The following is a 25,300-nucleotide window of genomic DNA, read 5'->3' on the forward strand; positions in this document are numbered from 1 at the left end:
TCTGTCGGCTCCCGTGCGATGGGGTAGTCTCGACACCGCGCCTCCGTAGCTCAGGGGATAGAGCGCCGGTTTCCGGTACCGAAGGTCGGGGGTTCGAATCCCTCCGGGGGCACACTTTTCTGATCATCGCCGTGCGCGGGCACTGCTCGGCTCCTCGCGCGGTCAGGACCCTGTTCTGCTGTGAGCAGAACAGGGGGTTCTCGCCTGTCCGCAGGTCCCGGTGCTGGCTAGTGTCATCCTCAGACGAGAGGAGCGACGGATGCTGCTGCGCGACGCGATCGGCGGGGTTCTGCGACAGGCCCGCGAACGCCAGGGCAAGACTTTGACCGATGTCGCCGGCGATGGCCGACTCTCCGTGCCGTACCTCTCGGAGATCGAGCGCGGACGCAAGGAGGCGTCGTCGGAGGTGATCGCGTCGGTGTGCATCGCTCTCGGCATGGATCAGTCCGAACTCCTCCTACGGGCGAGTACGCTCCTGCAAGCGCCCCGGCCGGTTCTCGACCTCACTCCGCGCATACGCGAGAGCTCGTCCGTGCTCGAGATCGCTTCGATCGGCACCGACTCCGCCCGGGTCGCGCTCGCTGCCTGAGTCTCCTGGCTCACGCGCATCGTCGCTGTGCCGACGCCCGACCTCATCGTTCTCACAACATCGGTAACGATCGTGTTTCCACTCTTTCTATAAATGCCCCGACGACCACGTCATCGAGGTGCCAGCGGTCGTACGGGCGGGCGGGCTGGAGCCTCTGCCGGTCCCGGCGCTTCCCGACGACATGACCGGGCTCATCTCGGCCGTCGCGGGCTACGAGCGACTGGCACTCGACGCCGCCGTCCATGGCGGTCGCGACCGAATGCTGCGGGCGATGCTCGCGCATCCGCTCGTCGGCCAGGTCGACCGGGCCGAGAAGCTGACCGACCTGCTGATGGCCGGCAACCGACGGCATCTCGCGTGGGCGCGGTGACCCAGGCGGTCGTGGCGCTCGATGGCGGCGGATCCACGACCCCCGCGGTGCTGCTGGATCTCGACGGGCGCGAGCTGCGACGCGCTGAGGCTGCATCGGCGAGCCCGCGGCGGTGGGGTCGTCGCGGCACGGCATCCGCTGCTGCTGGAGCGGATCGGGTCGGGCCTCCGCGCGTCTGCGCCGCTCGCCGAGCTGACGCTCGTGACCGAGCCGCCGGTCTCGGGCGCCATCGCGCTCGCGCTCGCGCACGTGCGGCGGGAGCGCCGCTGGTCTCCTGACGGCATACTGATGTCATGGCGGCGACGTTCGTGGTGATCCCCCAGTGGCAGGGTTCGGTGTCGGCTCGCGCCATGCGGCTCGCGGACGGGGCGGACGCCATCCGGGGTGACCTGCCCGCATCCGCCACCCGTGTCGTCGAGGTGCCCGTCGGGGCCGGCGAGGCGCTCGGAACGGGCGTCCATCGCTACTCGTCGCTGTTGCGCGTCGCCGAGCACGCCCGCGAGGAGCTCGCTGCGGTCGCAGGACAGGCGGTCGTGATCGGCGGGGACTGCGCGGTCACGCTGCCCGCCATCGAGCGGGCGCTGGCGACGGATGCGGACACGACCGTGCTGTGGTTCGACGCCCACCCCGACCTCAACACCGCCGAGACCAGTCCATCAGGGGCGTTCGGAGGCATGGTGCTGCGCGCGCTGCTGGGCGATGGGCCTGAGGATCTCGTGCCGTTGACCCCGCTCTCCCCCGCGCGCGTGGTGCTGTGCGGCGTTCGGGACATCGACCCCGGCGAGGAGGAGTACCTCCAGAACGCCGGCATCACCCTGCTCGACGTCGACCAACTGACCGATGCCGACGCGCTCTTGGCCGCACTCGGAGACACGTCGAGCGTCTACCTGCACATCGATCTTGACGTGCTCGACCCCGCTACCATCGCGGGCCTCGACTACCCGATGCCGTTCGGCCTGTCGGTCGAGTCGCTCACGGCGCTGATCGCGGCGGTCAAGGGACGAGCATCCGTTCTCGGCGCCACCATCGCCGGCTTCGCACCGGCCTCTCCCGCCGACGCTGCAGACGACCTGCCGAGCATCCTCCGCATCATCGGTGCCATCACGCGCGGCTGAGACACCTCCGAGTGGTCAAGCCCTGCTGATGACGGACGCCCCGGCCGTAGGCTCAAAGGCATGCAGACATACGACGTGATCGTGATCGGAGCAGGACCCGTCGGCGAGAACGTCGCCGATCGAGCGCAGGCAGGCGGCCTGTCGGTCGTGGTCGTCGAGTCGGAACTCGTCGGCGGTGAGTGCTCGTACTGGGCGTGCATGCCGTCCAAGGCGATCCTCCGACCGGGCGCAGCACGCAGCGCCGCTCAGCGGGTCGCCGGAGCGGCGGAGGCCGTCACGGGCGAACTCGATGTCGAGGCCGTCCTGAAGAGGCGCGACTCGTTCGTGCACGACTGGGACGACTCCAGCCAGGTCGAGTGGTTGGACGGCATCGGGGTCGACTTCCTGCGCGGGCACGGTCGCATCACCGGTCCTCGCCGCGTCAGCGTGACGGCTCCCGATGGCGCTGTCACCGAACTGGAGGCGAACCAGGCGGTGGTCGTGAGCACCGGATCCGCCGCCGTCCTGCCCGATATCCCCGGCCTGGCCGATGTCGAACCGTGGACCAGCAGGGAGGCGACCGGGGCGAGCACCATCCCCCGTCGACTCGCCGTGCTCGGCGGCGGTGTCGTCGGAAGCGAGATGGCGACGGCGTACCTCTCCTTCGGCACCGAGGTGACGCTCATCTCGCGCACCTCTCTGCTCGGGCGGATGGAGCCGTTCGTGAGCGACGCGGTGGTCGCCTCCCTGCGTGAGGGCGGTGCGACCGTGATGTTGGGCCGCTCGCTGGCGCACGCGGAACGCAATGAGGCCGGTGAGGTCGTGCTCACTCTCGACGACGACTCGGTCGTCGTGGCGGATGAGGTGTTGGTCGCGATCGGCCGACGACCGCGCACCGAGGACCTGGGGCTGGAGACGGTCGGCCTCAAACCCGGCAGCTGGCTGGAGGTGGACGAGACGCTGCGCGTGCAGAGCGGCGGACATCCGTTGCTGGATGGCGGCTGGCTCTACGCGACCGGCGACGTCAACCACCGCGCCCTCCTCACCCATCAGGGCAAATACCAGGCCCGGGCCGCGGGCGACGTCATCGTCGCGCGGGCGAAGAGCGACACGGTGCACAGCGGCGAGTGGGGCATGCACGCCGCCACGGCCGACCACAAGGCCGTCACCCAGGTGACATTCACGGATCCGGAGGTCGCATCCGTCGGCATCACCGCCGCCGAGGCCGAGGAGGCCGGACTCAACCACCGCGTTCTCGATTACGACCTGGCCAGCGTCGCCGGCTCCTCGCTGCACGCCGACGGCTACGCCGGTCATGTGCGTGCGATCGTCGACGAGGACCGGCAGGTCATCGTCGGCATGACGCTCGTCGGACAGGATGTCGGCGAGATGCTGCAGTCGGCGACCATCGCGATCGTCGGCGAGGTGCCGATGGAGCGTCTCTGGCATGCCGTGCCGGCCTATCCGACCATCAGCGAGTTCTGGCTGCGTCTGCTCGAGACCTACGGCCGCCCGCAGGCGTAGATGCGTTCTCTTCTGCTGGATTCGCCCATCAGTCGGCTCGGCTACCTGTGGGGGACGACGGTCGGGTTCACCTGGGGTTTCATCTGGAGCGCTGGGCGGGTCGAACGCCGCGGTGGACTCTGGGTGTTCCGCGGGATGCCGAACTGGACGTTCGGCCGCGGCGGCGTCTGCGTCGGCGGCTGTTATCTCACCCACGACAACGTCAGCGACACCGTGCTCGAGCACGAGGCCGTTCACCAGCAGCAGTGGCGGCGCTACGGGTTTCTGATGCCGTGGCTGTACGCGATGGCCGGGCGGGATCCGCTGAAGAACCGGTTCGAGATCGAAGCGGGTCTGGAGAAGGGCGGATACCTCCGCTGAGCCGGGGCGCCCGGTCTCAGAAGGGTGGGCCGTCGCGGTTGTAGCCGTCGCTGTCGTACCCGCTCGAATCACCATCGGGTCGGTCCCGGCCTAGTCCGTCGCTGTCGTACCCGGTTGGCGTCGTCACCCGGATACCTCCGTGTGGTCTGGCGGCGAAGGTGATGCCCGTCATGGATTTCAACCGGTGCAGCCGGGGCTTCAGCGGCAGGAGGTTCTCGATCTCGGTCATCCCGCCGTGCTGTCTCTCATGAACGTGGTCGATCTCGGCATCGATGGAGACGAAGTCGGTCGCGTCGGGATCGAGTCCGTAGCGAAGGGTGAGCCAGTCCCGCTGAACCTTGTTGGGACGGTAGGTGTTTCGGTCGATGGTGAGTCGAGCGGGACGGATGGGGTCGCGGTAGAGACGACCGAACGACGGGCAGTCTCGGAGAGACTTTCCGGCACCGGCCGGGTCGACCAGTCCGAAGCCTTGTAAGTCGCCGGTTCCGTCAGGATTGACGAGCAGGTACGGCCGCACGATCGCCGCCGTGGGAGTTCCGTCTCCCGCGAGCCAGGCGACGGCGGCGTCCGCCTTGAGTTGAGCCTTGGTTCTACTCTGCCCCGGCTCATTCCCCATGCGCACCGCGGTGCGACTGAGGCGAGCATCTATGCGCACCGCGTCGACGGCGGCGATATACAGATGCATCCACGCCATGGCGTCGGGAGTCGGTTCGACCTCGATTCTTCGCGCGTCGAGGGCCCGATCGTGGCGCGCCTGGAGCGGCTCGGTCGCAAGCTTCCCAGCCAAGGCGAGCGCCGCCCGGCGGAATGCGCCCGGTGCCATCCGTCCAGCGGCATCGGCCAGTTCGGAGTCGTAGCGGGCGAGGCCCGATGGGTCGGTCACCGCACTGGCGGCTTCGACGGCCGTTCTCACCTGCACGTACGGAGCGACCCCGGCGAGGAAACGATCCCGAAGCAGTGGCATCGCCGCATCGAGCGTTTCCGCCACGTGCTGGTGGCGCCTGACCGTCTGTTCGGACAGGTGTAATCGAACTGCGAGGTCGAACACGGCGCCCCGCTCGCTGAAGTTCACGGCGTCGCTGTCCCGAACCTTGGCGCCCGGGCGATGCGGCACGTAGATCTCGGGATGAGCCCGTGCGATCGCGAGCGTATCGCCCACCGCCATAACGAGAAGGGCTTCCTCGCGATTCGCGGCCCATTGCCGCGACTCGGCAACGCTCAGCGTGCGTTGAATTCCATCCATCGCCCGGTCTTCGCTGGAGTTCGACTCCAAATCGAGGTCGCTGTGCAGGATGTCGGCCTCGTCAATGAGGTCGTCCATCCTGTCCGCGAACCCGATCTCCATGCTTCGACACTACGGACACCCACCGACATTGACTCGGCCGCCGATACACCGTCCGGTCAGGAGACCTTGGACAGTGGAACGGGCCGCGGCTATCAGTCCTCTCGGACTTCGTCGGGCAACTCCGCGGGATCGAGGATTACCCTCCCGGGTGGCGCCGAGTGGAACGGCAAGGGCTCTGCCAGGCTGCCGGTCAAGCGGAGCTGGCCGACGTTGCGAAAAGCGTCGGCGGCGCTCGACGCGTCACCGCGTCCGTAGACGAGGTGACGGATGCGTCTCATCAACGACACGCGGCTGACGCTACCTGACGAGCACAGCGGACAACCGCACGGTGACGCGAAGGCCGCCTCCCGCGCGAGGCGCGATCGAGAGGGTCCCGCCGTGCGCATCCGTGATGCTCTTGACGATCGCCAACCCGAGACCGACGCCCGCATGATCGGTGCGCGTGCGATCACTGCCGCGTTGGAACCGTTCGGTGAGCAGCGGGATCATCCGGGGGTCGAGTTCCTCGCCGGTGTTGGCGACGTCGATCGAGACACCGTCGTTGTCCGCTGACGCGGTCACCCAGACGACCCCACCCGCGGCGACATTGTGGACGATGGCGTTGTGCAGAAGGTTCATCGTGAGTTGCAGAAGGAGTGCGCGCGAGCCGCTCGCAGTGGCGATCTCACCGGACGTCTGGATGGCCACGCCGTTCTTCTCGGCCAGGGGAAGCAGCGTCTCGACGGCCTCCTCCGCGACGAGCGAGAGATCCACGCGCTCTCGAGCGAAGGATCGTTGATCGGCACGGCTCAGGATCAGGAGTGCCTCGGTGAGGTCGATGGCGCGTTGGTTGACCGCCTGAAGACGCTCTACGAGGACATGGTCGTCACGATCCTGCGGGTCGCGGGCGGCGACGTCGAGAAGGGTCCGGGTGATCGCCAAGGGTGTGCGCAGTTCGTGGGAGGCGTTCGCTGCGAACCGCTGCTGTTCGGCGACCTGCGCTTCGAGACGGCCCAGCATCGTGTCGAAGCTGTCGGCGAGTTCGCGGAACTCGTCCTGTCGGCCGTCCAACTCGACACGGTGGGACAGCGAGCCCGACGCCGCACGTCTGGTCGCGTGGGTGATGCGGGCGAGCGGGGCCAGCATCCGGCCGGCGAGAAGCCATCCCCCGACGAGACCGAACACGAGAAGCGCGAGAAGTGCCCAAGCGGCTGCTGGTACGAAAGCACGCACGAGATCCTCCTGGCTCGGACTCGCGCCACGAAACAGGTCGCCGCTGGCGGGCTGCTCGGAATAGGTCGGCACGTAGCGAAGCAGGAACACCCAGACGGCGGTGAGCAGCACGACTGCGGCAACCATCAGGAACCCGGTATAGCTGAGGGTGAGCTTGAGCCGTACGCTCGGCCCTGGCGGCCTATCCACGCGCGCCCTGCTCTCCCGGTGCGTCGAGACCGGTGCCGATCCGGTAGCCGACACCCGGGACCGTCGTGATGACCCAGGGTTCGCCGAGTCGCTTCCGCAACGCCGAGACGGTGATGCGCACGGCATTCGTGAACGGATCGGCGTTCTCATCCCACGCCCTCTCCAACAGTTCCTCGGCGCTGACCACCCCACCCTCCGCAGCGACGAGGGCCTCGAGAACCGCGAACTGCTTGCGGGTGAGCGCGACGTAGCGACCGTCGCGGTACACCTCCCGGCGAAACGAATCCAGACGCAGGCCCGCTATCTCCCTCACCGGCGGTCTGTTGTTCGCTCGCCTCCGGTCGAGCGCTCGTATCCTGAGGACCAGCTCTCCCAATTCGAACGGCTTGGTCAGGTAGTCGTCGGCCCCGAGGCCGAACCCGGAGGCCTTGTCGTCGAGACGATCAGCGGCCGTGAGCATGAGGATGGGCATGCCCGATCCGGAAGCGACGATGCTCATCGCCACCGCGTCTCCCGACGGCCCGGGGATGTCCCGATCCAGGATGACTATGTCGTAGGCGTTGATGCTCAACAACTCGAGGGCGCTGTCACCGTCGCCGGCGAGGTCGGCCGCGATCGCCTCCAGGCGCAGCCCATCGCGGATGGCGGTGGCCATCAACGACTCGTCCTCGACAACCAGCACGCGCATGGCCCGATCCTACGAGCCGAGGCATATCGTCGGCATATCGGCATTCTGATACGCGCTGGCAACACGCCATCTTCTTGACTCGACGTATGACTGAAAGCTCGCCGTCCACGGAGGCATCCAGAGACCGGATGCCCGGCAAGGCGCTCCCCATCGCGCTGTTCTCAACCTACCTGCTCTTGCTCACCTGGGTCGTGTTGTGGAAGCTCGAGATCCCCTGGATCGGCAGGGATGCCGACCGGACCATCAAACTCATCCCCTTCGTGGCCGGCGGCGGCTCCGGCGCCAGTGCTCCGTTCGAAGTCGCCGCGAACCTCGCACTCTTCGTGCCATTCGGCGTCTACCTCGGCCTGATCGCGCGCTCGTGGGCGTGGTGGCGGTCGGCGGCCGTGATCGGGGCGACGAGTCTGGCGTTCGAGGTTGCTCAGTACGTCTTGGCCGTCGGCAGCTCCGACATCACCGATGTCATCGTCAACACCACCGGCGGAATCGTCGGAATCGGCCTGCTCGCCCTCGTGAGGCGAACATCGCGCTCGCCGGCGCTCGTCATCCGCATCTGCTCCGTCGGCACCGTGCTCGCCCTTCTGGCAGGCGCGGCTGTGCACTTCTCACCCCTGCGTTACGGGCCACCGGGTGCCGGCCCGGGTGGATTCGATGACCTGCGTCGCGAGAACTCGCGAACGCTCGAGCCGTGAGTCAGGAGTCCGTCACGACAACCCGGTCCAGCCATTCTGCGAGGAGCAGCCGTTCCGAGGAGCTGAGCTGGTCGAACGTCGGCGCCCACGATCGGAAGGCGACGGTCGCCGCAAGGCGTCGGTCGTCGGCCGCGACCGGAGCGTCCGAGAGTATCTGAGCCAGGACGCCCTCCAGTGCGGCGTGGGTGAGGCCCGGATCGCGGTCATCGGGCGGCGTGGCGAGGACCGTCGTGATCACTCCGACGCCCGCGGCCTGGAAGAGACCGACAGCACGTTGCTCAGTCACCCGAAGACGCCCCGTGACGGCGACGCGATGGATTCGAGCTTCGAGCACCCGCAGCCCTCGACGCGCTGCAGCAGAACTCGCAACGCGGCTGGGGTCGCTCAACAGCCGAAAGAGGGCCGGGTTGCTCAGGCCGAAGTCGATCTGCCCGTTCCATCCCGCGCGAAGGTCCTCGACGGGATCGAGGTCGTCGGCTTCGGCCGCAGCGACCGTCGCGGCCTTGGCGGACACGAAGTCGGCCATGACGTGCTCGGCCACCGCTTCCAGAAGGCCGTCCTTGTCTCCGAAGAGGCGATAGATCGCCGGCGCCTGAACGCCGGCCCGCGCGGCCACGCCGCGGGTCGTCACGGCGCCAGGCCCGTCCTCTCTCAGCAGCCGCGCCGCTTCCTCCACGATCCGAGTACGCATATCGGTTGGAGTCGTCGTTTCAGCCACGGTATCGATGATACCGTATTTGTGATTCCTTTGATATCAGCGCGATCTCGCCCCGGATCCCCTGTGCATTGGCACACCCCCGCTTCGGAAAGGCTTTTCCATGATCATCATCACCGGCGCAACGGGCGCCCTGAACGGCGCCACCGTCGACCACCTGCTAGAGACCATCGCCCCCGACGAGATCGTCGTCGTGGCCCGAGATGCCGCCAAGGCCGCCCGATTCGCGGATGTCGGCGTCGAGGTTCGCACCGGCGACTACGCCGACGCCGCGTCCCTGCCTCGAGCCTTCGCCGGCGCCGACCAGCTCCTCCTGGTCTCCTCGAGCGACCCGCACGCAGACGCCGTCAGCCTCCACCGATCAGCCATCGAGGCAGCCAGCGCAGCGGGCGTCGGGCGCATCCTGTACACGAGTCATCAGGGCGCCGCGCCCGAGACTCCCTTCGGCCCCGGGAGAGACCACTTCGCGACGGAGCAGATCCTCGCCGACTCGGGCATCGCGTGGACCTCCCTGCGCAATGGCTTCTACGCCCACAGCCTCACCTGGTTCCTCGGAGCCTGGCGCGACAGTGGCGTGATCCAGGTGCCGACGGATGGACCGGTCTCGTGGACCGCACGCGAGGATGCCGCGGAAGCGGCCGCGCGCATCCTTCTCTCCAACGGCGCCTACGACGGTCCGACGACTCTGACGGCGCGAGACGCGCCCACCTTCACGCAGATCGCCGCGATCGCGACCGAGGTCGCCGGTCGCCCGGTCGAGACGCAGGTGCTGGGCGCAGACGAATGGGTCGCTGCACAGGTGGCCTCGGGTCAACAGGAATTCATGGCCCGATTCATGCTGGACATGTACCAGGCGGCGGCCGACGGGTACTTCGCCGGCACGAGCCCGCTTCTCGGCGAGCTGCTCCACCGCGAGCCACGCACCGTTCGGAGCCTGCTCGAGGCAGATGCGGCAGTGCACTGAGAGCGGCGGCATCCGCCGCGAGTCGGAAGGGTCTTCCTCCTCGCGGGCCGGCGCTCCCGCGGACCTGCCACGAGAGCGCCGACCGCAGGACTCACGCCTTGGCGGCCGCCCCCGCGAGCGCCGTGGTGAGGTCGTCGAGACCCCACGTGAGGGAGAGCGCCGTTGGGGGCGAGACCGCGGCGACGAACTCGGTGCCGACGACCTGCGCCACCGCGCCCCGTCCAACGGCGGGGATGGCCTGCATGGTCGGCGAGGCGAGGAACGCATCGGCGTCGGCTTGATTGTCCGAGTAGTTGACCACGATGTCGCTGTCGAGCTTGTCCAGCTGCTCGTAGCTGAGCGTGTAGTAGAAGGTCTCCGAACCGTTGGCGAGAGCGTCGACGGACGGCGCGTTCTTCAGGCCGAAGCCGCTGAGGAATTCCACGCGCGCATCCGCGTGCTTGTAGACGTAGAAGGTGCCTCCGACATCCCAGACCGCCGCCACCGTCTTGCCGGCGAGCTCCGGGTTGGCTGCGGCCTTCGCGGCGACGGTCTTGTCGAGATCGGCGATGACCTTCTTCGCCTGCGCCGACTTTCCGAGCGCCGTGCCGACCGTCGTGATGACGTCCTTCCACGGCGTCGACCAGGCGTCGCCCGTGTACGCGACGACGGGAGCGATGTCGCTCAGCGTCTCGAACTGATCCTTCGTGAGACCCGAGTACGGGGCGAGGATGACGTCGGGCTTGGCCGCGATGACCTGCTCGTATGGCACGCTCTCGCCGTCATCCTTCAGGATGGGCGGGGTCTTCTCGCCCATGTCCTTCAGCTTCTTCGCCACCCACGGCAGGACGCCGTCCTTGTTCGCCGCGTAGGTCTGCTGCGCCATCGCCACCGGAGCCACGCCGAGAGCCAACGTCGCCTCCGTGGATCCCCATCCCCAGGTCGCGACGCGGGTGGGCGCCTTGTCGATCGTCGTGGTGCCGAAGTTGCTCTCGAGAGTGACAGGGAACGCCCCATCGCTCGCGGCGGCTGAAGTGGTGGCGGACGGCTCGGCTCCGCTCGCGCAGCCACTCAGCGCGATCGCCGTGATGGCGGCCGCGAGAACGGCGGTGATGCGGATGCTGGGTCTGAAGGGCACGGTCTCTCCCGGAGATTATCGATGGTGTGAGGTTAGCCTAACCTAATTAAGCACCCGGCGCTGACCGGTGATGCCGTCCGATCGGCACGATCAGCGGCGTGCCGGCCACGGGATCGACCGTCACGACGCTGTCGAGGTCGAAGGCGTCGGAGATCGTCGACGCCGTCAACACCTTCGTCGGTGAGCCGGACGTGACGATGCGCCCAGCCGACATGACCACGAGATGATCGGCGTAGCGGGCGGCCAGGTTGAGATCGTGCAGCACCATCACGATGGTCGCCCCGCGGTCGCGGTTGAGGTCGGTGAGCAGGTCGAGCAGCTCGAGCTGGTGGGTGGCGTCGAGGAATGTCGTGGGCTCGTCGAGCAGCACGATATCGCTGCGCTGAGCGAGCACCATGGCGATCCACACGCGCTGTCGCTGCCCCCCCGAGAGCTCCTCCACCCGTCGGTCTGCCAGGCCGAGCGTGGCGGTCGCGGCCAGAGCGTCGGCGACGATGCGATCGTCGTCGCTCGAGCGGGAGCGGAACCAGCCCTGGTGCGGATGGCGCCCGCGGGAGACGAGGTCGGCCACGGTGACGCCATCCGGTGCCACCGGCTGCTGAGGCAGTACGGCGATGGTGCGCGCCACCTCCCGGGGCGCGATCTGGTTCAGGTCTCGTCCGTCCAGCATGACGCGGCCCGCGCTCGGCTTCAGCAACCGCCCGAGCCCGCGCACGAGCGTGGACTTGCCGCACGCGTTCGGGCCGACAATCGCCGTGATGGCGGCGTCGGGCACGTCGAGGTGCAGGTCATCGACGATGGTGCGTCCGTCGTAGCCGAGGGTGATGCCCTCGGCGCGCAGTCGTGCGGTCATCCGTCCGACCCCTTCCGATTGCCGGTGGCGATGAGCCAGAGAAGATAGGGAGCGCCGATCAGCCCGGTGACGATGCCGACGGGAACGCTGATGCCGCCGGGCAGCGCGTACTGGCCGACGAGATCGGCGACGAGCACCACGAGGGAGCCGACGAGAGCGGATGCCGCCAACGCGGACGCTCCCCCGCGCACCAGGGAGCGGGCGATCGGCGCCGAGACCAGGGCGACGAAGGCGACCGGACCCGCCAGCGCCGTCCCGGCGGCCACCAAGGCGACCCCGAGGACGATGACACCCGCCCGCGCGCGGCCGGCATCGACCCCGAGGGAGCGCGCACTGTCATCGTCGAGTTGCAGGACGGGCATCCGACGGGACACGCCGGCCACCACGATCAGGAGGCCGAGGATGGCCACGCCGACCACCCCGATGGCCGGCCAGGAGGTGTCCCCGATTCCGCCCACCGTCCAGACCAGCGCCCGGCTCGCGTCCCGCACGTCGGCCCGGGTGATCAGGTAGCCGAGGGCCGCCTGCACGAGGGCGGCGAGCGCGACGCCGATGAGCACGAACCGGTACCCCACGAGGCCGCCGCGCCAGGCGAGCGCCCACATGAGGGCCGCGACGATGAGGGCGCCGGCGAAGGCCGCGACGGCGATGCCCGGCCCGTCGACGCGCAGGATGAGCGTGGCGAACACGGCCGCGAAGCTCGCGCCCGCCGTCACACCCAGGATGTCGGGACTCGCGAGCGGGTTGCGCAGTGTGCTCTGGAACAGCGAGCCGGCCAGCCCGAACGCCGCCCCAGCGAGCACGGCCGTGGTCGCCCGCGGAAGCCTCAGCCGGAAGACGACGAAGTCGGAGAGGCGATCGCCGCGGCCCACGAGGGCGGCCAGTGCGTCGCCCAGTCCGAGCCCGGTCGCCCCGAGGGAGAGCGAGACGACGACGGCGACCACGATGAGCGCGGCGAGCACGGCGGTGACCGTGACGGCACGGCGCCGACGGCGGTGGCGCCCTTCGGCGACGATGCTCGCCGCATCCGTCGTTCCGGGGCCGTCCCCGATCACAGGTGTCGTCATACGCCCGCCAGCTTCGCTCGACGGATGATGGCGATGAGGAGGGGAGCCCCGATGAACGCGGACACGATGCCGGCCTCGAGCTCGGCGGGAGCAACGACGACACGGCCGATGACGTCGGCTGACAGGAGGAGCACGGGACCCAGCGTGAGGCAGAACGCCAGGACCCAGCGGTAGTCGGGGCCTGTGATGCGGCGAGCCACGTGCGGGACCACGAGCCCGATCAGGGCGATCGGACCTGCGAGCGCCGTGGCCGTTCCCGCGAGCACGACGACTGCCACGGCTGCGAGCGCGTGAGTCACGGCCGGCCGGTCGCCGAGCCCGCGCGCAACGTCATCGCCGAGTGCGAGCAGGTTCAGTCGACGGGCGAGGATGGCCGCGAGAAGGATTCCGACCACGAGGAACGGCCACACCGCGCCCGCTGTGTCCAGCGGTCGCCCGACGAGCGCGCCGACCGACCAGAACCGGAACTGGTTGAGGGTGTCGAGGCTGCTCAGCAGCACGATGGTGATGAGCGGCGTGAACGCGGCCGTGACCGCGGCGCCCGTGAGCGCGAGCTTGACCGGCGTGGAGCCGTCCCTTCCCCGCGAGCCGACGACGAACACGATCACGGCGGCGAGCGCGGCGCCGGCGAACGCGAACCAGACGAAGCCGCTCGGCGAGACGATGCCGAAGACCGAGATGGCCAGCACCACCGCGAAGGACGCGCCAGCGTTGATGCCGAGCAGTCCCGGGTCGGCGATGGGGTTCCGCGTGACGCCCTGCAGGATGGCCCCGACGAGCGCGAGCGCGGCTCCGGCCATGAGGCCGATCACCGTGCGCGGAACCCGCAACTCGCGCACCACCACTTGGTCGACGTCACCGTGCCGAGGCGCGAACAGGGCGCCGAGCACCTCGTCGAACGACAGCGGCCGGGCGCCGATGGTGAGACTCGCGACCACGACCACGACGAGCAACAGGACGGATGCGACGAGCCAGGCGCTCCGCACCATCCGTCGTCGGCGCACGCCGCTCACCACGCCGGCGGTCGCGGCGGTCGTCGAGACGCTCACGTCAGTCGAGTTCTGCGCGGCCGAGCCGCCAGTAGCCCATGAAGGCGACGGATCGGCGGTCGAGACCCGCCTCGGAGACGAGGAACCGACGCAGGTTCTTGATGACGGATGCCTCGCCGGCCAGCCACGCGTAGAACTCACCGTCGATGCTGCGACCGGGCGGCACGTCCCACAGCAGATCGCGGTCGACGTCGATGTCGTCGAGGGGCTCCTGGTCGGTGGTCGCCGACAGGCGCCGCGCGGTCCAATCACGCACCGCCGGAATCAACGTCGAACCGTGCGGCACTCCCCCGCCGCGGCCGAGCCAGCGCACGTCGACTCCGGCCGGAGCGGTCACGTCCATCGCGTCGTCGGGAGTGGGCACCTCGATCATGGCGCAGCCGGTCGCGTCGGCAGGGAGGCTCTCGAGCACGGCGCAGATCGCGGGGGCGGCCGTCTCGTCTCCGGCGAGCATGACCGTCCGCACGTCGCCTGGCCGCCAGTCGATGCCGATCGCGCGGCCGGCGCTGCGCTCATCCGGCCCGATCAGCAGGGCCGCGTCGCCGACCGAGGCGTTCACGGCCCAGCGCGAGGCCGGTCCCGTCTCGCCATGACAGACGAAGTCGATATCGACCTCACGCTGCAGCGGGCGCACCCGGCGAACCGTGTACGTGCGGAAGGGATTCCGCTTGTCCTCGGGCAGTTCGCGCCAGTCGCGGTACCACTCGTCCGAGCGGGGGAAGTGCTCGAACCCACCGTCGAGCGGGAGCACCACCTTCACGCGCTGGTCGAGCCCGGCCGTGCCGAACGCCGCGAGCTGGTCGCCTCCGAACGTCACCCTCAGGAAACTGCTGCTCAGCCGCCGGACGGCCACGACGCGAGCGTCGAAGGCACGGTATGCCGGTCGATCTTCACGGGCGCGTGCGACGGCGGCGGGTGAGGTAAGCATTACCTAAGTCTTACACAACACCTCGCGAAGCGGCTCACCAGATCGGCGGCCGCCGGTTCGGCCAGCGGATGCGACGCTCCAGTTGAGCGCCGAGGGCGAACAGCGCCGCCTCCCCTCCCGGCCGCCCGATGAGCTGCACCCCCATCGGCAGTCCGGCATCCGTCTGGTGCACAGGGAGCACGATCGCGGGCAGCCCCGAGACGTTCACCATCGACGTGAACGGGGTGTAGAGCACCTGCTGCGCGAAGTTGCGATCGCCGTCCTCCTGGTCGTACCAACCGATCGGACGAGGGGTCATCGCCAGCGCGGGCGTGAGCACGGCGTCGAACGGCGCGAGCCGCGCGATGAACGACCGCTCGAATGTCGTGAGCGCATCGAGGGCCTGATTCAGTTCCCACGCGAGCAGCGACCGTCCTCGACCCACGAGCCATCGGGTGAGGGGTTCGAGGAGATCGAGGTCGGCGGCCGACTCGACCGGGATGCCGCCCGCGCCCGCCTGCCAGAGCGTCCGGAAGGCCGGAGCATACGTCTCGTCGGTCGGCAACGAGACCTCCTCGATGCCGTGCCCCATCGACGAGAAAGCCTCGACGGCCCGGTCGAAGGCAGCCATCGCCTCGGGCTCCACGAGCACGTCGTAGGCCGCATCCCATGCCGAGCTCGTCATCGCGCCCAGTTGGTATCGCCCCTCGCCGTGAACGGCGGCGGACAGGAACGGGCCGTCCTCCCCCGGCGCACGCAGGGCGTAGTGGTGATCGGACGGCGCACCGACCGGCTGGATCATGGCGTCGAGCAACAGTGCCGCGTCCGCCACCGTCCGGGCGATCGGCCCACCGACCACCAGCCCGCCCAGGCTGTCGATGCCGCTCGCGGAGGGAATGCGTCCTCGCGACGGCTTCACACCCACCAGGCCGCATGCCGCTGCGGGAATACGAACGGATCCGCCGCCGTCCGAGCCGGGCGCGAACGGCAGCATTCCGGCCGCGACCGCTGCTGCCGCTCCCCCACTCGACCCGCCCGGCCCGAGCTCGGTGTTCCACGGGTTGCGCGTCGCGCCATGGGCGATGCTCTCGGTGTAGGAGGGGAAGCCGAACTCGGGCGCAGCCGTCTTGCCGAGGCTCACGGAGCCCGCCCGCTCCAGGACGTCGACGATCTCGTCCGACGCCTCGGGAACGAGGTCGGCGAACAGGCGCGAGCCGAACCCGGTCGGTACACCGGCGGTGCGCCAGAGATCCTTCACCCCGATCGGCAGGCCCCACAGTGGCGCGGCGCGTGACGGATCCCGCTCGAGGGCGTCGGCGCGTTCGAAGGCGCGATCGGCTGTCACCGTGACGAACGCGCCGATCTCCGGGTCGATGCGCGCGATCCGCTCGAGATAGTGCTCCGCGAGCTCGCGTGGTGTCAGCTCGCCCTGCTGCAGCAGGCGCCACTGCGTGAGCGCGGTGTATTCGTGAAGGTCCGCCATCCTCGTGAACCTAGCCCGGCACCGGCATGGCGGCAACTCGCCTCGCTACGCTGGAGGGATGCCGAGACATTACGACCCGATGGGAACCACCGCACTCGTGACAGGCGCCTCGAGCGGCCTCGGCGTGGAATTCGCACGCGAGCTGGCGCGGCGCGGCGCCGATCTCGTGCTGGTCGCCCGCCGCCAGGATCGCCTCGAACAGTTGGCCGTGCAGCTCGCGGAGAGCTACGGCACGGTCTCGACCGTCATCCCCATGGACCTGACGGCGTCGGATGCGGTGAGCGAGCTCCGCGCCGACCTCGCCGAGCGTGGGGTGAGGGTCGCCACCCTCGTCAACAACGCCGGGTTCGGTACCTTCGGGCGGCTCGACGGGATCGCCGAGCAGCGGGTGCACGACGAGGTGAGCCTCAACGTGCTGGCCCTCACCGAGCTCACCCGCGCGTTCTGGCCCGAGCTCGTCGCCCACGCCCGCACGTCGCCGGGCAACGGAGCACTCGTCAACATCTCGAGCACCGCCGCCTACCAGCCGATCCCGTTCATGGCGGTCTACGGGGCGACCAAGGCGTACGTCCGCAGCTTCACCGAGGCGCTCTGGTGGGAGGCCAAGGGCACCGGGCTCAAGGTCACCGCCCTCGCTCCCGGCGCGACCGACACGGAGTTCCGTCAGGTCGCGGCCAACGACCCGGTGATGGTCGGCCCGCACCAGGACGCCGCGACGGCCGTCGCCACCGCGTTCCGGGCGCTCGACGCACGCTCGACCCCGCCATCCGTCGTCAGCGGGGCACTCAACGCCGTCGGCGCGCGCGGAGTCGGGTTCGTGCCGCGCCGCTCCCTGCTCACCGTGCTCGGCCGGTCGATCGCGCCGAGCTGAGCTGAGCTACTTCAGGCTCTTCTGCATCATGACGGTGCCGAGCCAGCGGTCGAATTTGAAGCCGACCCGACCCATCCGGCCGATCTCGTGGAAGCCGAACGTCTCGTGGAGGTGGATGGACGCGTCGGCGCCCTGATCGGCGATCACCGCGATGATCTCCTTGAGGCCCGCCTTTTTGGATCGCGTGATGAGTTCGCCGAGCAGTACCTTGCCGAGGCCCTTGCCCGCGGCAGCAGGCCCGAGGTAGATCGAGTTCTCGACCGTGAAGCGATAAGCCCGCTTCTGCTTCCACGGCGCGACGAGGGCGTAGCCGAGGATGAGCCCGCGCGGTGACTCGGCGACGATGAAGGGCATGCCGAGCTTGTGCAGGTAGGCGAACTTCGACTTCCACTCCCGCAGGGTCATGGCGTCCAGGTCGAAGGTGACCGTGCTGTTGGCGACGTAGTAGTTGTAGATCTCGCGGACATGCGGCAGATCGGCCGGCCTGGCCTCGCGGATCGTGTACTCGAACAGAGGCTCCTGCTCGGCCGGCTTGCGCAGGTGAGGCGGCAGGCGCCTGGGCTGCTGGTATTCCTCCTCGAGCATTGCTACAGGCTACGCCAGCGACCAGTCGACGGGCGGGGCGCCCCGCTCGGCCAGCAGTGCGTTGGCCCGGCTGAACGGCCGGGAGCCGAAGAAGCCACGGTGCGCGGAGAGCGGGCTCGGGTGAGCGGACTCGATGACCGGGGTCTCACCCAGCATCGGCACCAGGCTCGCCGCATCCCGCCCCCAGAGGACGGCGACGAGTGCGGCATCGCGGGCGACGAGGGAACGGATGGCGTGCTCGGTCACCCGCTCCCAGCCCTTTCCACGGTGCGAGCCGGCCTCCCCGGGGCGCACCGTGAGCACACGGTTGAGCAGCATGACGCCGTTCCGGCTCCACCCGGTGAGGTCTCCGTGCGCGGGCGGGGCGATCGCGAGGTCGGCGGTGAGCTCGGTGTAGATGTTCGCCAGGCTGCGCGGGAGTGGTCGCACGTGCGCGTCGACGGCGAAGGACAGGCCGATCGGATGACCGGGAGTCGGGTACGGGTCCTGCCCGACGATGAGCACGCGCACGTCGGCCAGCGGGTAGCGGAAGGCACGCAGCACGTTCTCGCCGGCGGGGAGGTAGCCGCGGCCGGAGGCGGTTTCGGCGCGGAGGAAGTCGCCCATCGCAGCGATGTCTGCAGCGACGGGCTCGAGCGCCTCGGCCCAGCCGGCATCCATCAGCCCCGCGTCGCCGAGCTCCGTCAAGGACATGGGCATCGCGCTCATGCCCCCAGGGTGCTCACGATCACGCCCGATTCGGCCGGGATGACGCGCCAGACACTGCCTGCGCCCGAGACCGTCAGCCCGCCCTCGCCGACGACGAGCACGGTGTCCTCGTCGATCGCGAGTCCGCCATCGACCAGGCCTGCCTCGGCGGCGGCCACGAGCCGGGAGAGCGTGCCCCATTGGGCCGCGTGCACGTCGATCGAGACGTCGACGAGTCCGACGCCCTGTTGCACCGTCAGCTCGTCCAGGTCTTCCGACGCGTCCTCCGGGGCGACGGGAACGCCGCCCACCTGCCAGCCGCCGATGACGGCACGATCGGCGGCGATCATGGCGCCTGCGGAGAAGCCGAGGTAGGGCACGCCGTCGGCGACCTGGCGTCGCAGCTCGAGAGCGTGCGGCATGACGGCGTCCAGGTAGGCGGGCGTCAACCCGCCGCCGACGACGATGCCGTCGACGTCCGCTAGCGCACGAGGGGCGAGCTCGTCACCGTGGTCGATGACGGTCGCGTGCGCATCGAACTCGCCGGCCGCCGAGAGCAGGGCGACCAGGGTGTCGGAGTGCGTCGCATCCGCCCCGTCCCGCACGGTGATGATCGCGATGCGGGCCGGGTCTCGGCCGACGGATGCTGCACGCGCCGCCGCTTCGATCAGAAAGGCTCCATAGACCTCGGGCGCGGGGTCGGGCGAGGCGCCGCCGCCCACCAGGTGGATGCTCATGATCCGAGCCTAGGGCGCGGACGTCCCGCCGCGAGTCGTCCCGCCGCGTCTCGTCTCGTCCCGCCGTGTCTCGTCTCGTCCCGCTCGTCTCGTCTCGTCCCGCCGTCTCGTCGCGGCGCGCCGCGTCTCCGCTCGCCTCGTCTCGTCCCGCTCGTCTCGACGGTGCGGGCGAGCACGGCAGTATCGTCGGTGCATGTCGGACACCCGCATCGAACCGTTCACGGCGCACACCGATCCGGCGACCATCGCCGACCTGAGGGCGAGGCTTCGCGCGACGCGCTGGCCCGACGTCCCCGGGGACATCGGCTGGGGGCTCGGCACCGACATCGACTACCTGCGCGAGCTGGAGGAATACTGGGCGAACGACTTCGACTGGACGGCGCGGGAGGCGGACCTCGCTCTCCTTCCTCGCTTCCGCGTCCCGATCGGCGGCGGCCGGATCCACTTCGTCCATGCGCCGGCCGCAACGGCAGCGGACTCGACCATTCCCCTCATCCTCTGCCACGGCTGGCCCGACTCGTTCTGGCGCTACAGCAGGGTGATCCCGCTGCTGACCGACCCCGGCGCTCACGGAGCCGACCCGGCGGACGCGTTCGAGGTGATCGTTCCCGACATGCCCGGTTTCGGTTACTCCGACCCGCCCGTCGGACCCGCGCTCGACTCGATCGCCGTTGCGGAGCGGTTCGCTGAACTCATGACCGTCCTCGACCACGAGCGGTTCTTCGCGGCCGGCGGGGACATCGGCTCCCACGTCAGCCGCTACCTCGCGCTCGATCACCCGGAGCGGGTGGTCGCCGTGCATCGCATGGACGCCGGCCTGCCCGTGCCGGGGTTCCAGAACGACCTGACCGACGAGGAGCGGCAGTGGCTCACCGGCGCTGCCGCGTGGGGCGCAGCCGAGGGCGCGTACGCCGCCATGCACCGCACGAAGCCGCAGACCGCCGCCTTCGGCCTCACCGACTCCCCGGTCGGTCTCGCCGCCTGGATCGTCGAGAAGCTGCGCGCCTGGAGCGACTGCGGTGGAGAGATCGAGCGGAGCTTCAGCAAGGACGAGATCCTCACCGACGTCACGATCTACTGGCTCACCGGGACGATCGGATCCTCGATGCGGATGTACAACGCCAACGCCGCGATCCCTCCCGCACAACTCTCCCGCCGGGTCGAGGTGCCATCGGGATTCTCGCTCTTCCCGGCAGACATCGTGCGACCTCCCCGCGCCTGGCTCGACCGCTCGACCAACCTGCAGTACGTGAGCGAGCCGACGCGCGGCGGCCACTTCGCGCCGTTCGAGGAGCCCGAGCTCTACGCGCAGGAGCTGCGCGACTTCTTCCGCCCGTACCGGGAGACGGCGAGCGGATGACGCCCGCCGTCTCCCGCAAGCCCGGTCAGTTCGCGTCGAGCGGCAGCAGGATGCCCTTGACGCGCGAGTCGGTGGCGAGGAACTCCTGCACAGCCGGGTCCTTGAACGCGGCGACGAGGGCGGTGATGTTCTTCGTCGATGAGAAGCGCGACCCGATCGTCAGCTGGCCGGCGAACTCGTCAGGCGCGGGCGGCGCGTAGATCTGCTTGGACTCCGGGATGCCGGCCGCGAGGTAGTACTCGGTGTACCCGACGGCCGCGTCGAGATCCTGGAGAGAACGCGACTGTGCGGCGAAGTCCAGCAACGTGAACGTGAGGTTGCGGGGGTTATCGGCGATGTCGTCCTGCGTCGCCTTCCACTTGTCGACGCCCGGCTTGAGCGTGATCAGGCCGGCTCGTTCGAGGATCCAGAGGCCCTGAGCCTCGTTGGCCGGGTCGGAGTAGAGCGAGATGTTCGCTCCATCCGGAATCTCGTCGACGCTCTTCCACTTGTCGCTCCACAGGCCGAACCCCCAGCGGAACACCGCGGTGGCGGCCTTCTCCTTGAAGTCCGGATTGGCCTGCAGCACCTGGCCGAGCCAGAGCTTGTGCTGGTAGACCGTTCCGGCGATCTCCCCGTCGCTCACCGCACGGTTGAGCGTCGTGCTGTCCGAGAGCCCTTTGAAGGCCACGTGGATGCCGTACTTCGGTGCCACCTCCTTGGCGACGAACTCGACGAGCGCCTGTTCGCTCGCGTTGCCTTCCGCGGTCGCGACGACGAGGGTGGCGCCCTCGGTGTCGTTGGCTGACGCCGACGGAGCGAGCCGAGGCACGATCACCGCGGCGGCGATCGCCACGACGATCACGGCGCCTCCCACGATCCACGGCCACCGCCTGCGACGGCGAACCGTGAAGCCGTGGTCGGTGGGAGTCGGGGCGGTCGGAGTCGTTTCGGGCATGGCCGTACCTTTCGAGATTGGTGAAGGGGGGTGAGGGAAAGCGAGGGGGGGATCGGTGGGCTTCGGTTCAGACGGCGACGTCGACAGGCTGACGGGGAACCGCGCGTCCGGCTCGTCCAGCGCGTCGAGCCGTCGGCGTCAATCGCCGGACCGCAGCGTCGCCCGCCCACTGGATGAGGGCGACCGTGGCGATCAGGACGACGATCGTCGTGATCATGACGACGTGGTCGAAGCGCTGATAGCCGTAGGTGACGGCGACGTAGCCGATGCCGCCGGCTCCGATCGTTCCCGCGATCGCCGAGTACTCGATCATCGCGATCGTGTTGATCGTCAGGCCGCCGACGAGGGACGGGATGGCCTCGGACAGTTGCGCGGTGCGGATGACCTGCACCGGGGATGCACCCGATGCGAGAGCCACCCGTGCGTACTCCGGCGGCACCCCGCGCAGCGAGTTCTCCACGATGCGGGTGAAGAAGGCGATGCCCGCGATCGACATCGGTACGATCGCGGCGGGGATGCCGATGTTCGTGCCCGTGATGAGGCGCGTGAACGGGATGATCGCAGCCATCAGCACGAGGAATGGCAGCGATCGACCGACGCTGACGATCCAGCTCAGCGTGGTGTGCGCGGTGCGGTGCGGGAACAGGCCCGACGGCCCGAGGTTGTGCACGAGCGCGCCGAGCGGCACGCCGACGACGACGACGATCGCCATCGTGATGCCGACCATGATGAGCGTGTCCCCGAGGGCGGGCAGCACGAGTGGAGCGAGCTGGTCGAGCGGCACGAGCACCTGCTGGTGCGGGAGGACGGCGCTCATGCGACCTTCTCCAAGACGATCGCATCACGCAGAACGGCGGATGCCGGCGCTCCGTCGAGACCGAGTTCGTCGAGGGCGGCGCGCAGGTCTTCCACGGCCGGCGCGGGAATCCCGATCACCGCGCGACCCACTGGTTCACCGCCGACGGTCTCAACCGCTGCGCCGAGCAGCGAGATCGGCTCGCCGAGCCTCGTCCCCAGCCGCAGCAGCCAGTCCGGCTCGACGGCACCGGAGCGATAGCTGACCTGCCAGGCCTCATCGCCGGCACGCGGCGACAGGTAGGGGCGAGTCGGTCGCAGGAGGGAACCAAGCGGGGACGACGGGTCGCGGAGCAGCTCGACGACGGTGCCGCTCTCGGCGATGCGACCGTCGTGAAGCGCTGCCACGGAATCCGCAACCTCGACGACGGCGTCCATCTCGTGGGTGATGAAGAGGATGGAGAGGCCGAGATCGTCTCGCAGCTCCCGCAGCAGGGCGAGGATCGATGCGGTCGAATCCGGATCGAGGCCCGAGGTGGCCTCATCCGAGAGAAGCACGCTCGGCCGCAGCGCCAGGGCCCGCGCGATGCCGACGCGTTGGCGCTGGCCGCCGGACAGCTCGTGCGGAAACGCGCCGGCGCGGTCGCCGAGCCCGACCCGCTCGAGGAGTTCGCCCACCCGCGTGCGGATCTCCGGTCGCGTCACGCCGAGGTACTCCAGCGGCAGCGCCACGTTCGCGGCTGCGGTGCGCCGCGCGAACAGGCCGTCGCGCTGGAAGATGGTGCCGATCCGTCGCCGTGCTTCGCGCAGGTGCGCGGCGCCCAGAGCGGTGAGGTCGACGCCGTTCACGAAGACCGAACCGGATGTCGGCCGCTCGAGCAGGGTGACGCACTGCGCAAGGGTGCTCTTGCCCGCTCCGCTCGGGCCGACGATGGCACGGATCTCGCCGGCGTCGACAGAGAGGTCGAGGCGGTCGAGCACGTTCTTCGTGCCGTAGCTCTTCGAGAGCCCTTCGATGAGGATCATGGTGCCCGACCCTATGAGTCGACTCCGCTCTGCGGGGCCAACGTGACAGCGTGCGACCCCGCATTACCGCGGATTTCGCGGCCGTTGCGGTCGACGGTGCTGACCAGATCGAGTCGTCGAGCGCGCGGCCGCCGACTCGGAGCGACCCACCGTCACGGAATGGCGATGCCCTCACTCGTGCGGGGATCGACGATGAGGTTCGCGCTGATGAGCTGCTCCCCGTCCGCCGCCTCGGCGCCATCGGGGACGAGTCGGAACGTCGGACCCCTCGAAGGTTCGACCGCGACCGCACCGCCGCCGCAGCCGACCAACCAGCCGCCCTCGACATCGGGAGTCGGATTGACGATGAGGCAGTACCCGGTGCCATCCGAACTCCGGGCGGCGAAGACCGGCATCGTCCGGTAGGCGCCGAGGTAACGAGCCGAGTCGAGGTCGAGCATCATCGCCGCGTGCTTCGACAGCGACGGAAGGGCGTCGGCATCCGTTTTCGGGCGATCGAGGTCGGAGTAGGCCTGTCCGCTCAGGCAGGCCGTCAACGCGAGTGCGGATGCCGTCGCCACCGCGAGTGCGACCGCGATGCGGAACGATCCGCGCATCCGTTCGCGCACGCTCATGCGCCGGCCTCCATCGCCCATCCCGACATCATGCCGTTTTCGCGTCTGATCGGGCAAGCGCGTTATGGTCGAACGGTGATTCCCGGGACGGATGCCGACGTGCGCGCGGCCTACGTCGCCCGGGCGGCCGAGTACGTCTCGGTCATCGGTTCGGTGGAGCTGAACGACGGGCGCGACCGCGGACTCATCGCGCGGTGGGGGCGTGCGCGGTCGGGACACGTCATCGACGCCGGGTGCGGGCCCGGCCACTGGACGGACCTCCTTCAGCGCGAGGGCTGCGACGTCGAGGGCGTCGACCTCGTTGCCCCATTCATCGATCAGGCGCGCGTTCGCTTTCCCCGCGTGACCTTCCGCGTCGGGTCCATCGACGATCTCGGCGACGCGGACGGGCAAGCGGATGGCATCCTCTCCTGGTATTCGCTCATCCACGCCGACCCTGAGCGTGTGCCGACGATGCTGGCGGAGTTCGCACGCTGCCTCCGTCCCGGCGGAAGTCTGCTTCTCGGGTTCTTCGACGGCGAGCGCGTCGAGCCGTTCCCCCACCGGGTGAGTCCGGCGTGGTTCTGGCCCGTCGACGAGATGGCTCTGCGACTCGTCGAGGCGGGATTCACGGTCGAGGAGACGCACACCCGCGTCGACCCGGGCCATCGCCCGCATGCCGCCATCGTCGCGCAGCGCACCGGTTCTCCACTCGACCTCTGAAGCCGAAGCACCCTGAGCAGTGCGATATCGACCGGAGCCGCCTTCAGCCGGCCGAGCCGAGCGTCGGAACGATGGTCAGGCGCCGGAGGTGCTCAGTCCTCCTCATCGTGGTGACGGGAGCGGACGTTCTCGTTGACGTAGGAGATGACCGTCGCCGAGGCGACGCCGACGATGGCGATGCCGCCGATCATCAGCAGCACGGCGAAGAATCGTCCGACCACCGTGACCGGGTAGGTGTCGCCGTAGCCGACGGTCGCCATCGTCACGCACGCCCACCAGACCGCGTCGCCGAACGACGTGATGGTCGCACCCGGGGCGTCCCGCTCGACGCTCAGTTCGGCCAACGCGATCATGTAGACGTAGAGGATGGCGAAAGTGGCCGCGTAGGCCACCAGCCTCGTGCGCACCGCATCCCCGCTCCGCCGCCGGAAGTAGGGGATGTCGCGCATTCCGTGCATCAACCGGAACACGCGGAAGACCGGCAGGAAGACCGCGGCCAGATCGGCGAGGTTGTGGCGGATGAACGCCCAGCGCCCGTGCGGACTGAGCGCGAGGCGCACCACGTAGTCGATCGCGAACGCCGCCCAGCACAGCACCAGCACGCCCACCAGCAGCGGCCGCCACGGATCCGCCTCATCAGGGGCGAGCACGTGGATGGAGTAGGCGATGAGGAACACGAGGGCGATGATCAGCATCGGCCACGCGGTCGCCTTCTCCCACGCCGCCCTGCGTGGACCGATCGTCTCCTTCGTCGACATCCGCGCGCCT

Annotated in this window: 28 protein-coding genes, 1 tRNA gene and 1 pseudogene; 12 read left to right on the top strand and 18 right to left on the bottom strand. The window is 69.3% G+C overall.

The features are described 5' to 3' along the window. Positions 1-39 precede the first annotated feature (39 nt). The 7 genes and pseudogenes from E6C70_RS06255 to E6C70_RS06285 all read left to right on the top strand — a co-directional run bounded on the left by E6C70_RS06255 (position 40) and on the right by E6C70_RS06285 (position 3,937). A tRNA-Arg gene (locus E6C70_RS06255) sits at positions 40-112 on the top strand. A gap of 147 nt (positions 113-259) precedes the next feature. Then, entirely contained in the window at positions 260-589 is a 330-nt protein-coding gene (locus E6C70_RS06260) for a helix-turn-helix domain-containing protein (protein ID WP_136423260.1), read from the top strand. A 109-nt stretch (positions 590-698) separates the two neighbouring features. Next, positions 699-959, top strand: a pseudogene (locus tag E6C70_RS06265) (family 4 glycosyl hydrolase); the annotation flags it as partial. After that, a complete protein-coding gene (locus tag E6C70_RS06270) occupies positions 956-1,237 on the top strand; it encodes a hypothetical protein (protein WP_136423264.1) in 282 nt (93 codons plus the stop codon). The pseudogene E6C70_RS06265 and the gene E6C70_RS06270, both read left to right, overlap by 4 nt. A 15-nt stretch (positions 1,238-1,252) precedes the next feature. Then, on the top strand, positions 1,253-2,074 hold the full coding sequence (locus tag E6C70_RS06275; protein ID WP_136423266.1) for an arginase family protein: 822 nt from the start codon (positions 1,253-1,255) through the stop codon (positions 2,072-2,074). Positions 2,075-2,134: 60 nt separating this feature from the next. After that, positions 2,135-3,577 carry a dihydrolipoyl dehydrogenase family protein gene (locus E6C70_RS06280; RefSeq protein WP_136423268.1) on the top strand — a complete coding sequence of 481 codons (1,443 nt, stop codon included), beginning with the start codon at positions 2,135-2,137 and terminating at the stop codon, positions 3,575-3,577. Continuing rightward, on the top strand, positions 3,578-3,937 hold the full coding sequence (locus E6C70_RS06285; protein WP_136423270.1) for a Fe-S oxidoreductase: 360 nt from the start codon (positions 3,578-3,580) through the stop codon (positions 3,935-3,937). Between the two features lie 16 nt (positions 3,938-3,953). Here E6C70_RS06285 and E6C70_RS06290 read toward each other — a convergent pair whose 3' ends face one another. From E6C70_RS06290 to E6C70_RS06300, 3 genes are all read right to left on the bottom strand, one after another. After that, positions 3,954-5,282, bottom strand: a complete 1,329-nt coding sequence (locus E6C70_RS06290; protein ID WP_136423272.1) for an HNH endonuclease signature motif containing protein — start codon at positions 5,280-5,282, stop codon at positions 3,954-3,956. Positions 5,283-5,579: 297 nt separating this feature from the next. Beyond that, on the bottom strand, positions 5,580-6,683 hold the full coding sequence (locus E6C70_RS06295) for a sensor histidine kinase (protein WP_136423275.1): 1,104 nt from the start codon (positions 6,681-6,683) through the stop codon (positions 5,580-5,582). Beyond that, positions 6,676-7,371, bottom strand: coding sequence for a response regulator transcription factor (locus tag E6C70_RS06300; RefSeq protein ID WP_136423277.1), 696 nt, complete (start codon positions 7,369-7,371; stop codon positions 6,676-6,678). The genes E6C70_RS06295 and E6C70_RS06300 overlap by 8 nt, the downstream gene beginning before the upstream one ends. Positions 7,372-7,457: 86 nt before the next feature. Here E6C70_RS06300 and E6C70_RS06305 point away from each other — a divergent pair, with 86 nt between their 5' ends. Then, positions 7,458-8,063 (top strand): VanZ family protein, encoded by a 606-nt coding sequence (locus E6C70_RS06305; RefSeq protein WP_136423278.1) that lies wholly within the window; start codon positions 7,458-7,460, stop codon positions 8,061-8,063. A gap of 1 nt (position 8,064) precedes the next feature. On the opposite strand, the gene E6C70_RS06310 is transcribed toward E6C70_RS06305, so the two are convergent. Next, entirely contained in the window at positions 8,065-8,754 is a 690-nt protein-coding gene (locus E6C70_RS06310; protein WP_136423798.1) for a TetR/AcrR family transcriptional regulator, read from the bottom strand. Between the two features lie 127 nt (positions 8,755-8,881). On the opposite strand from E6C70_RS06310, the gene E6C70_RS06315 reads away from it, so the two are divergent. After that, on the top strand, positions 8,882-9,742 hold the full coding sequence (locus E6C70_RS06315) for an NmrA family NAD(P)-binding protein (protein ID WP_136423280.1): 861 nt from the start codon (positions 8,882-8,884) through the stop codon (positions 9,740-9,742). Between the two features lie 91 nt (positions 9,743-9,833). On the opposite strand, the gene E6C70_RS06320 is transcribed toward E6C70_RS06315, so the two are convergent. The 6 genes from E6C70_RS06320 to E6C70_RS06345 are packed head-to-tail and all read right to left on the bottom strand — an operon-like array spanning position 9,834 to position 16,218. Continuing rightward, positions 9,834-10,859 (bottom strand): iron-siderophore ABC transporter substrate-binding protein, encoded by a 1,026-nt coding sequence (locus E6C70_RS06320; protein ID WP_136423282.1) that lies wholly within the window; start codon positions 10,857-10,859, stop codon positions 9,834-9,836. Between the two features lie 46 nt (positions 10,860-10,905). Further along, complete coding sequence (locus E6C70_RS06325; protein WP_136423284.1) at positions 10,906-11,712, bottom strand: ABC transporter ATP-binding protein; 807 nt, start codon at positions 11,710-11,712, stop codon at positions 10,906-10,908. Further along, entirely contained in the window at positions 11,709-12,779 is a 1,071-nt protein-coding gene (locus E6C70_RS06330; protein WP_136423286.1) for a FecCD family ABC transporter permease, read from the bottom strand. The genes E6C70_RS06325 and E6C70_RS06330 overlap by 4 nt, the downstream gene beginning before the upstream one ends. Further along, on the bottom strand, positions 12,776-13,828 hold the full coding sequence (locus E6C70_RS06335; protein WP_235833296.1) for a FecCD family ABC transporter permease: 1,053 nt from the start codon (positions 13,826-13,828) through the stop codon (positions 12,776-12,778). Before E6C70_RS06335 ends, E6C70_RS06330 begins: the two co-directional genes overlap by 4 nt. Before the next feature lies 1 nt (position 13,829). Beyond that, positions 13,830-14,756: a siderophore-interacting protein gene (locus tag E6C70_RS06340; protein ID WP_136423288.1), complete on the bottom strand. Its 927-nt coding sequence runs from the start codon at positions 14,754-14,756 to the stop codon at positions 13,830-13,832. Positions 14,757-14,790: 34 nt separating this feature from the next. Beyond that, entirely contained in the window at positions 14,791-16,218 is a 1,428-nt protein-coding gene (locus E6C70_RS06345) for an amidase (RefSeq protein ID WP_136423291.1), read from the bottom strand. Positions 16,219-16,276: 58 nt separating this feature from the next. Between E6C70_RS06345 and E6C70_RS06350 the strand changes: the two genes are divergently transcribed. Next, positions 16,277-17,089, top strand: a complete 813-nt coding sequence (locus tag E6C70_RS06350; RefSeq protein WP_235833297.1) for an SDR family NAD(P)-dependent oxidoreductase — start codon at positions 16,277-16,279, stop codon at positions 17,087-17,089. Positions 17,090-17,095: 6 nt separating this feature from the next. On the opposite strand, the gene E6C70_RS06355 is transcribed toward E6C70_RS06350, so the two are convergent. From E6C70_RS06355 to E6C70_RS06365, 3 genes are read right to left on the bottom strand one after another with little or no spacing between them, the layout of a single operon-like run. Next, positions 17,096-17,674, bottom strand: coding sequence for a GNAT family N-acetyltransferase (locus E6C70_RS06355; protein WP_136423293.1), 579 nt, complete (start codon positions 17,672-17,674; stop codon positions 17,096-17,098). Positions 17,675-17,683: 9 nt separating this feature from the next. After that, a complete protein-coding gene (locus E6C70_RS06360; RefSeq protein WP_136423804.1) occupies positions 17,684-18,373 on the bottom strand; it encodes a uracil-DNA glycosylase in 690 nt (229 codons plus the stop codon). 5 nt (positions 18,374-18,378) lie between these two features. Beyond that, positions 18,379-19,098: a Type 1 glutamine amidotransferase-like domain-containing protein gene (locus tag E6C70_RS06365; RefSeq protein ID WP_136423295.1), complete on the bottom strand. Its 720-nt coding sequence runs from the start codon at positions 19,096-19,098 to the stop codon at positions 18,379-18,381. A gap of 193 nt (positions 19,099-19,291) precedes the next feature. Between E6C70_RS06365 and E6C70_RS06370 the strand changes: the two genes are divergently transcribed. After that, positions 19,292-20,458: an epoxide hydrolase family protein gene (locus tag E6C70_RS06370; RefSeq protein WP_136423297.1), complete on the top strand. Its 1,167-nt coding sequence runs from the start codon at positions 19,292-19,294 to the stop codon at positions 20,456-20,458. Positions 20,459-20,483: 25 nt separating this feature from the next. On the opposite strand, the gene E6C70_RS06375 is transcribed toward E6C70_RS06370, so the two are convergent. The 4 genes from E6C70_RS06375 to E6C70_RS06390 form a co-directional block, all read right to left on the bottom strand. Then, complete coding sequence (locus E6C70_RS06375) at positions 20,484-21,395, bottom strand: MetQ/NlpA family ABC transporter substrate-binding protein (RefSeq protein ID WP_136423299.1); 912 nt, start codon at positions 21,393-21,395, stop codon at positions 20,484-20,486. 67 nt (positions 21,396-21,462) lie between these two features. Beyond that, positions 21,463-22,212 (bottom strand): methionine ABC transporter permease, encoded by a 750-nt coding sequence (locus tag E6C70_RS06380; RefSeq protein WP_136423301.1) that lies wholly within the window; start codon positions 22,210-22,212, stop codon positions 21,463-21,465. After that, the gene (locus E6C70_RS06385) at positions 22,209-23,216 is read right to left on the bottom strand and encodes a methionine ABC transporter ATP-binding protein (protein ID WP_136423303.1); all 1,008 of its coding nucleotides are present in this window, start codon (positions 23,214-23,216) and stop codon (positions 22,209-22,211) included. The genes E6C70_RS06380 and E6C70_RS06385 overlap by 4 nt, the downstream gene beginning before the upstream one ends. Positions 23,217-23,368: 152 nt before the next feature. Continuing rightward, positions 23,369-23,851 (bottom strand): hypothetical protein, encoded by a 483-nt coding sequence (locus E6C70_RS06390; protein ID WP_136423305.1) that lies wholly within the window; start codon positions 23,849-23,851, stop codon positions 23,369-23,371. Positions 23,852-23,905: 54 nt separating this feature from the next. Between E6C70_RS06390 and E6C70_RS06395 the strand changes: the two genes are divergently transcribed. Next, entirely contained in the window at positions 23,906-24,532 is a 627-nt protein-coding gene (locus E6C70_RS06395; RefSeq protein WP_235833298.1) for a class I SAM-dependent methyltransferase, read from the top strand. Between the two features lie 92 nt (positions 24,533-24,624). Here the strand turns inward: E6C70_RS06395 and E6C70_RS06400 are convergent, their stop codons facing one another. Continuing rightward, positions 24,625-25,290, bottom strand: coding sequence for a potassium channel family protein (locus E6C70_RS06400; protein ID WP_136423309.1), 666 nt, complete (start codon positions 25,288-25,290; stop codon positions 24,625-24,627). Positions 25,291-25,300 lie beyond the last annotated feature (10 nt).

It is taken from the genome of Orlajensenia flava, from assembly GCF_004801905.1.
In the GTDB taxonomy this organism is placed as follows: Bacteria; Actinomycetota; Actinomycetes; order Actinomycetales; family Microbacteriaceae; genus Orlajensenia; species Orlajensenia flava.

Coding starts and splice junctions, on each gene's coding strand:
- E6C70_RS06260 (WP_136423260.1), top strand. CDS start 260: ATGCTGCTGCGCGACGCGATCGGCGGGGTTCTGCGACAGGCCCGCGAA.
- E6C70_RS06275 (WP_136423266.1), top strand. CDS start 1,253: ATGGCGGCGACGTTCGTGGTGATCCCCCAGTGGCAGGGTTCGGTGTCG.
- E6C70_RS06280 (WP_136423268.1), top strand. CDS start 2,135: ATGCAGACATACGACGTGATCGTGATCGGAGCAGGACCCGTCGGCGAG.
- E6C70_RS06285 (WP_136423270.1), top strand. CDS start 3,578: ATGCGTTCTCTTCTGCTGGATTCGCCCATCAGTCGGCTCGGCTACCTG.
- E6C70_RS06290 (WP_136423272.1), bottom strand. CDS start 5,282: ATGGAGATCGGGTTCGCGGACAGGATGGACGACCTCATTGACGAGGCC.
- E6C70_RS06300 (WP_136423277.1), bottom strand. CDS start 7,371: ATGCGCGTGCTGGTTGTCGAGGACGAGTCGTTGATGGCCACCGCCATC.
- E6C70_RS06305 (WP_136423278.1), top strand. CDS start 7,458: ATGACTGAAAGCTCGCCGTCCACGGAGGCATCCAGAGACCGGATGCCC.
- E6C70_RS06310 (WP_136423798.1), bottom strand. CDS start 8,754: ATGCGTACTCGGATCGTGGAGGAAGCGGCGCGGCTGCTGAGAGAGGAC.
- E6C70_RS06315 (WP_136423280.1), top strand. CDS start 8,882: ATGATCATCATCACCGGCGCAACGGGCGCCCTGAACGGCGCCACCGTC.
- E6C70_RS06325 (WP_136423284.1), bottom strand. CDS start 11,712: ATGACCGCACGACTGCGCGCCGAGGGCATCACCCTCGGCTACGACGGA.
- E6C70_RS06330 (WP_136423286.1), bottom strand. CDS start 12,779: ATGACGACACCTGTGATCGGGGACGGCCCCGGAACGACGGATGCGGCG.
- E6C70_RS06340 (WP_136423288.1), bottom strand. CDS start 14,756: ATGCTTACCTCACCCGCCGCCGTCGCACGCGCCCGTGAAGATCGACCG.
- E6C70_RS06345 (WP_136423291.1), bottom strand. CDS start 16,218: ATGGCGGACCTTCACGAATACACCGCGCTCACGCAGTGGCGCCTGCTG.
- E6C70_RS06350 (WP_235833297.1), top strand. CDS start 16,277: ATGCCGAGACATTACGACCCGATGGGAACCACCGCACTCGTGACAGGC.
- E6C70_RS06355 (WP_136423293.1), bottom strand. CDS start 17,674: ATGCTCGAGGAGGAATACCAGCAGCCCAGGCGCCTGCCGCCTCACCTG.
- E6C70_RS06360 (WP_136423804.1), bottom strand. CDS start 18,373: ATGCCCATGTCCTTGACGGAGCTCGGCGACGCGGGGCTGATGGATGCC.
- E6C70_RS06365 (WP_136423295.1), bottom strand. CDS start 19,098: ATGAGCATCCACCTGGTGGGCGGCGGCGCCTCGCCCGACCCCGCGCCC.
- E6C70_RS06370 (WP_136423297.1), top strand. CDS start 19,292: ATGTCGGACACCCGCATCGAACCGTTCACGGCGCACACCGATCCGGCG.
- E6C70_RS06375 (WP_136423299.1), bottom strand. CDS start 21,395: ATGCCCGAAACGACTCCGACCGCCCCGACTCCCACCGACCACGGCTTC.
- E6C70_RS06380 (WP_136423301.1), bottom strand. CDS start 22,212: ATGAGCGCCGTCCTCCCGCACCAGCAGGTGCTCGTGCCGCTCGACCAG.
- E6C70_RS06385 (WP_136423303.1), bottom strand. CDS start 23,216: ATGATCCTCATCGAAGGGCTCTCGAAGAGCTACGGCACGAAGAACGTG.
- E6C70_RS06390 (WP_136423305.1), bottom strand. CDS start 23,851: ATGGGCGATGGAGGCCGGCGCATGAGCGTGCGCGAACGGATGCGCGGA.
- E6C70_RS06400 (WP_136423309.1), bottom strand. CDS start 25,290: ATGTCGACGAAGGAGACGATCGGTCCACGCAGGGCGGCGTGGGAGAAG.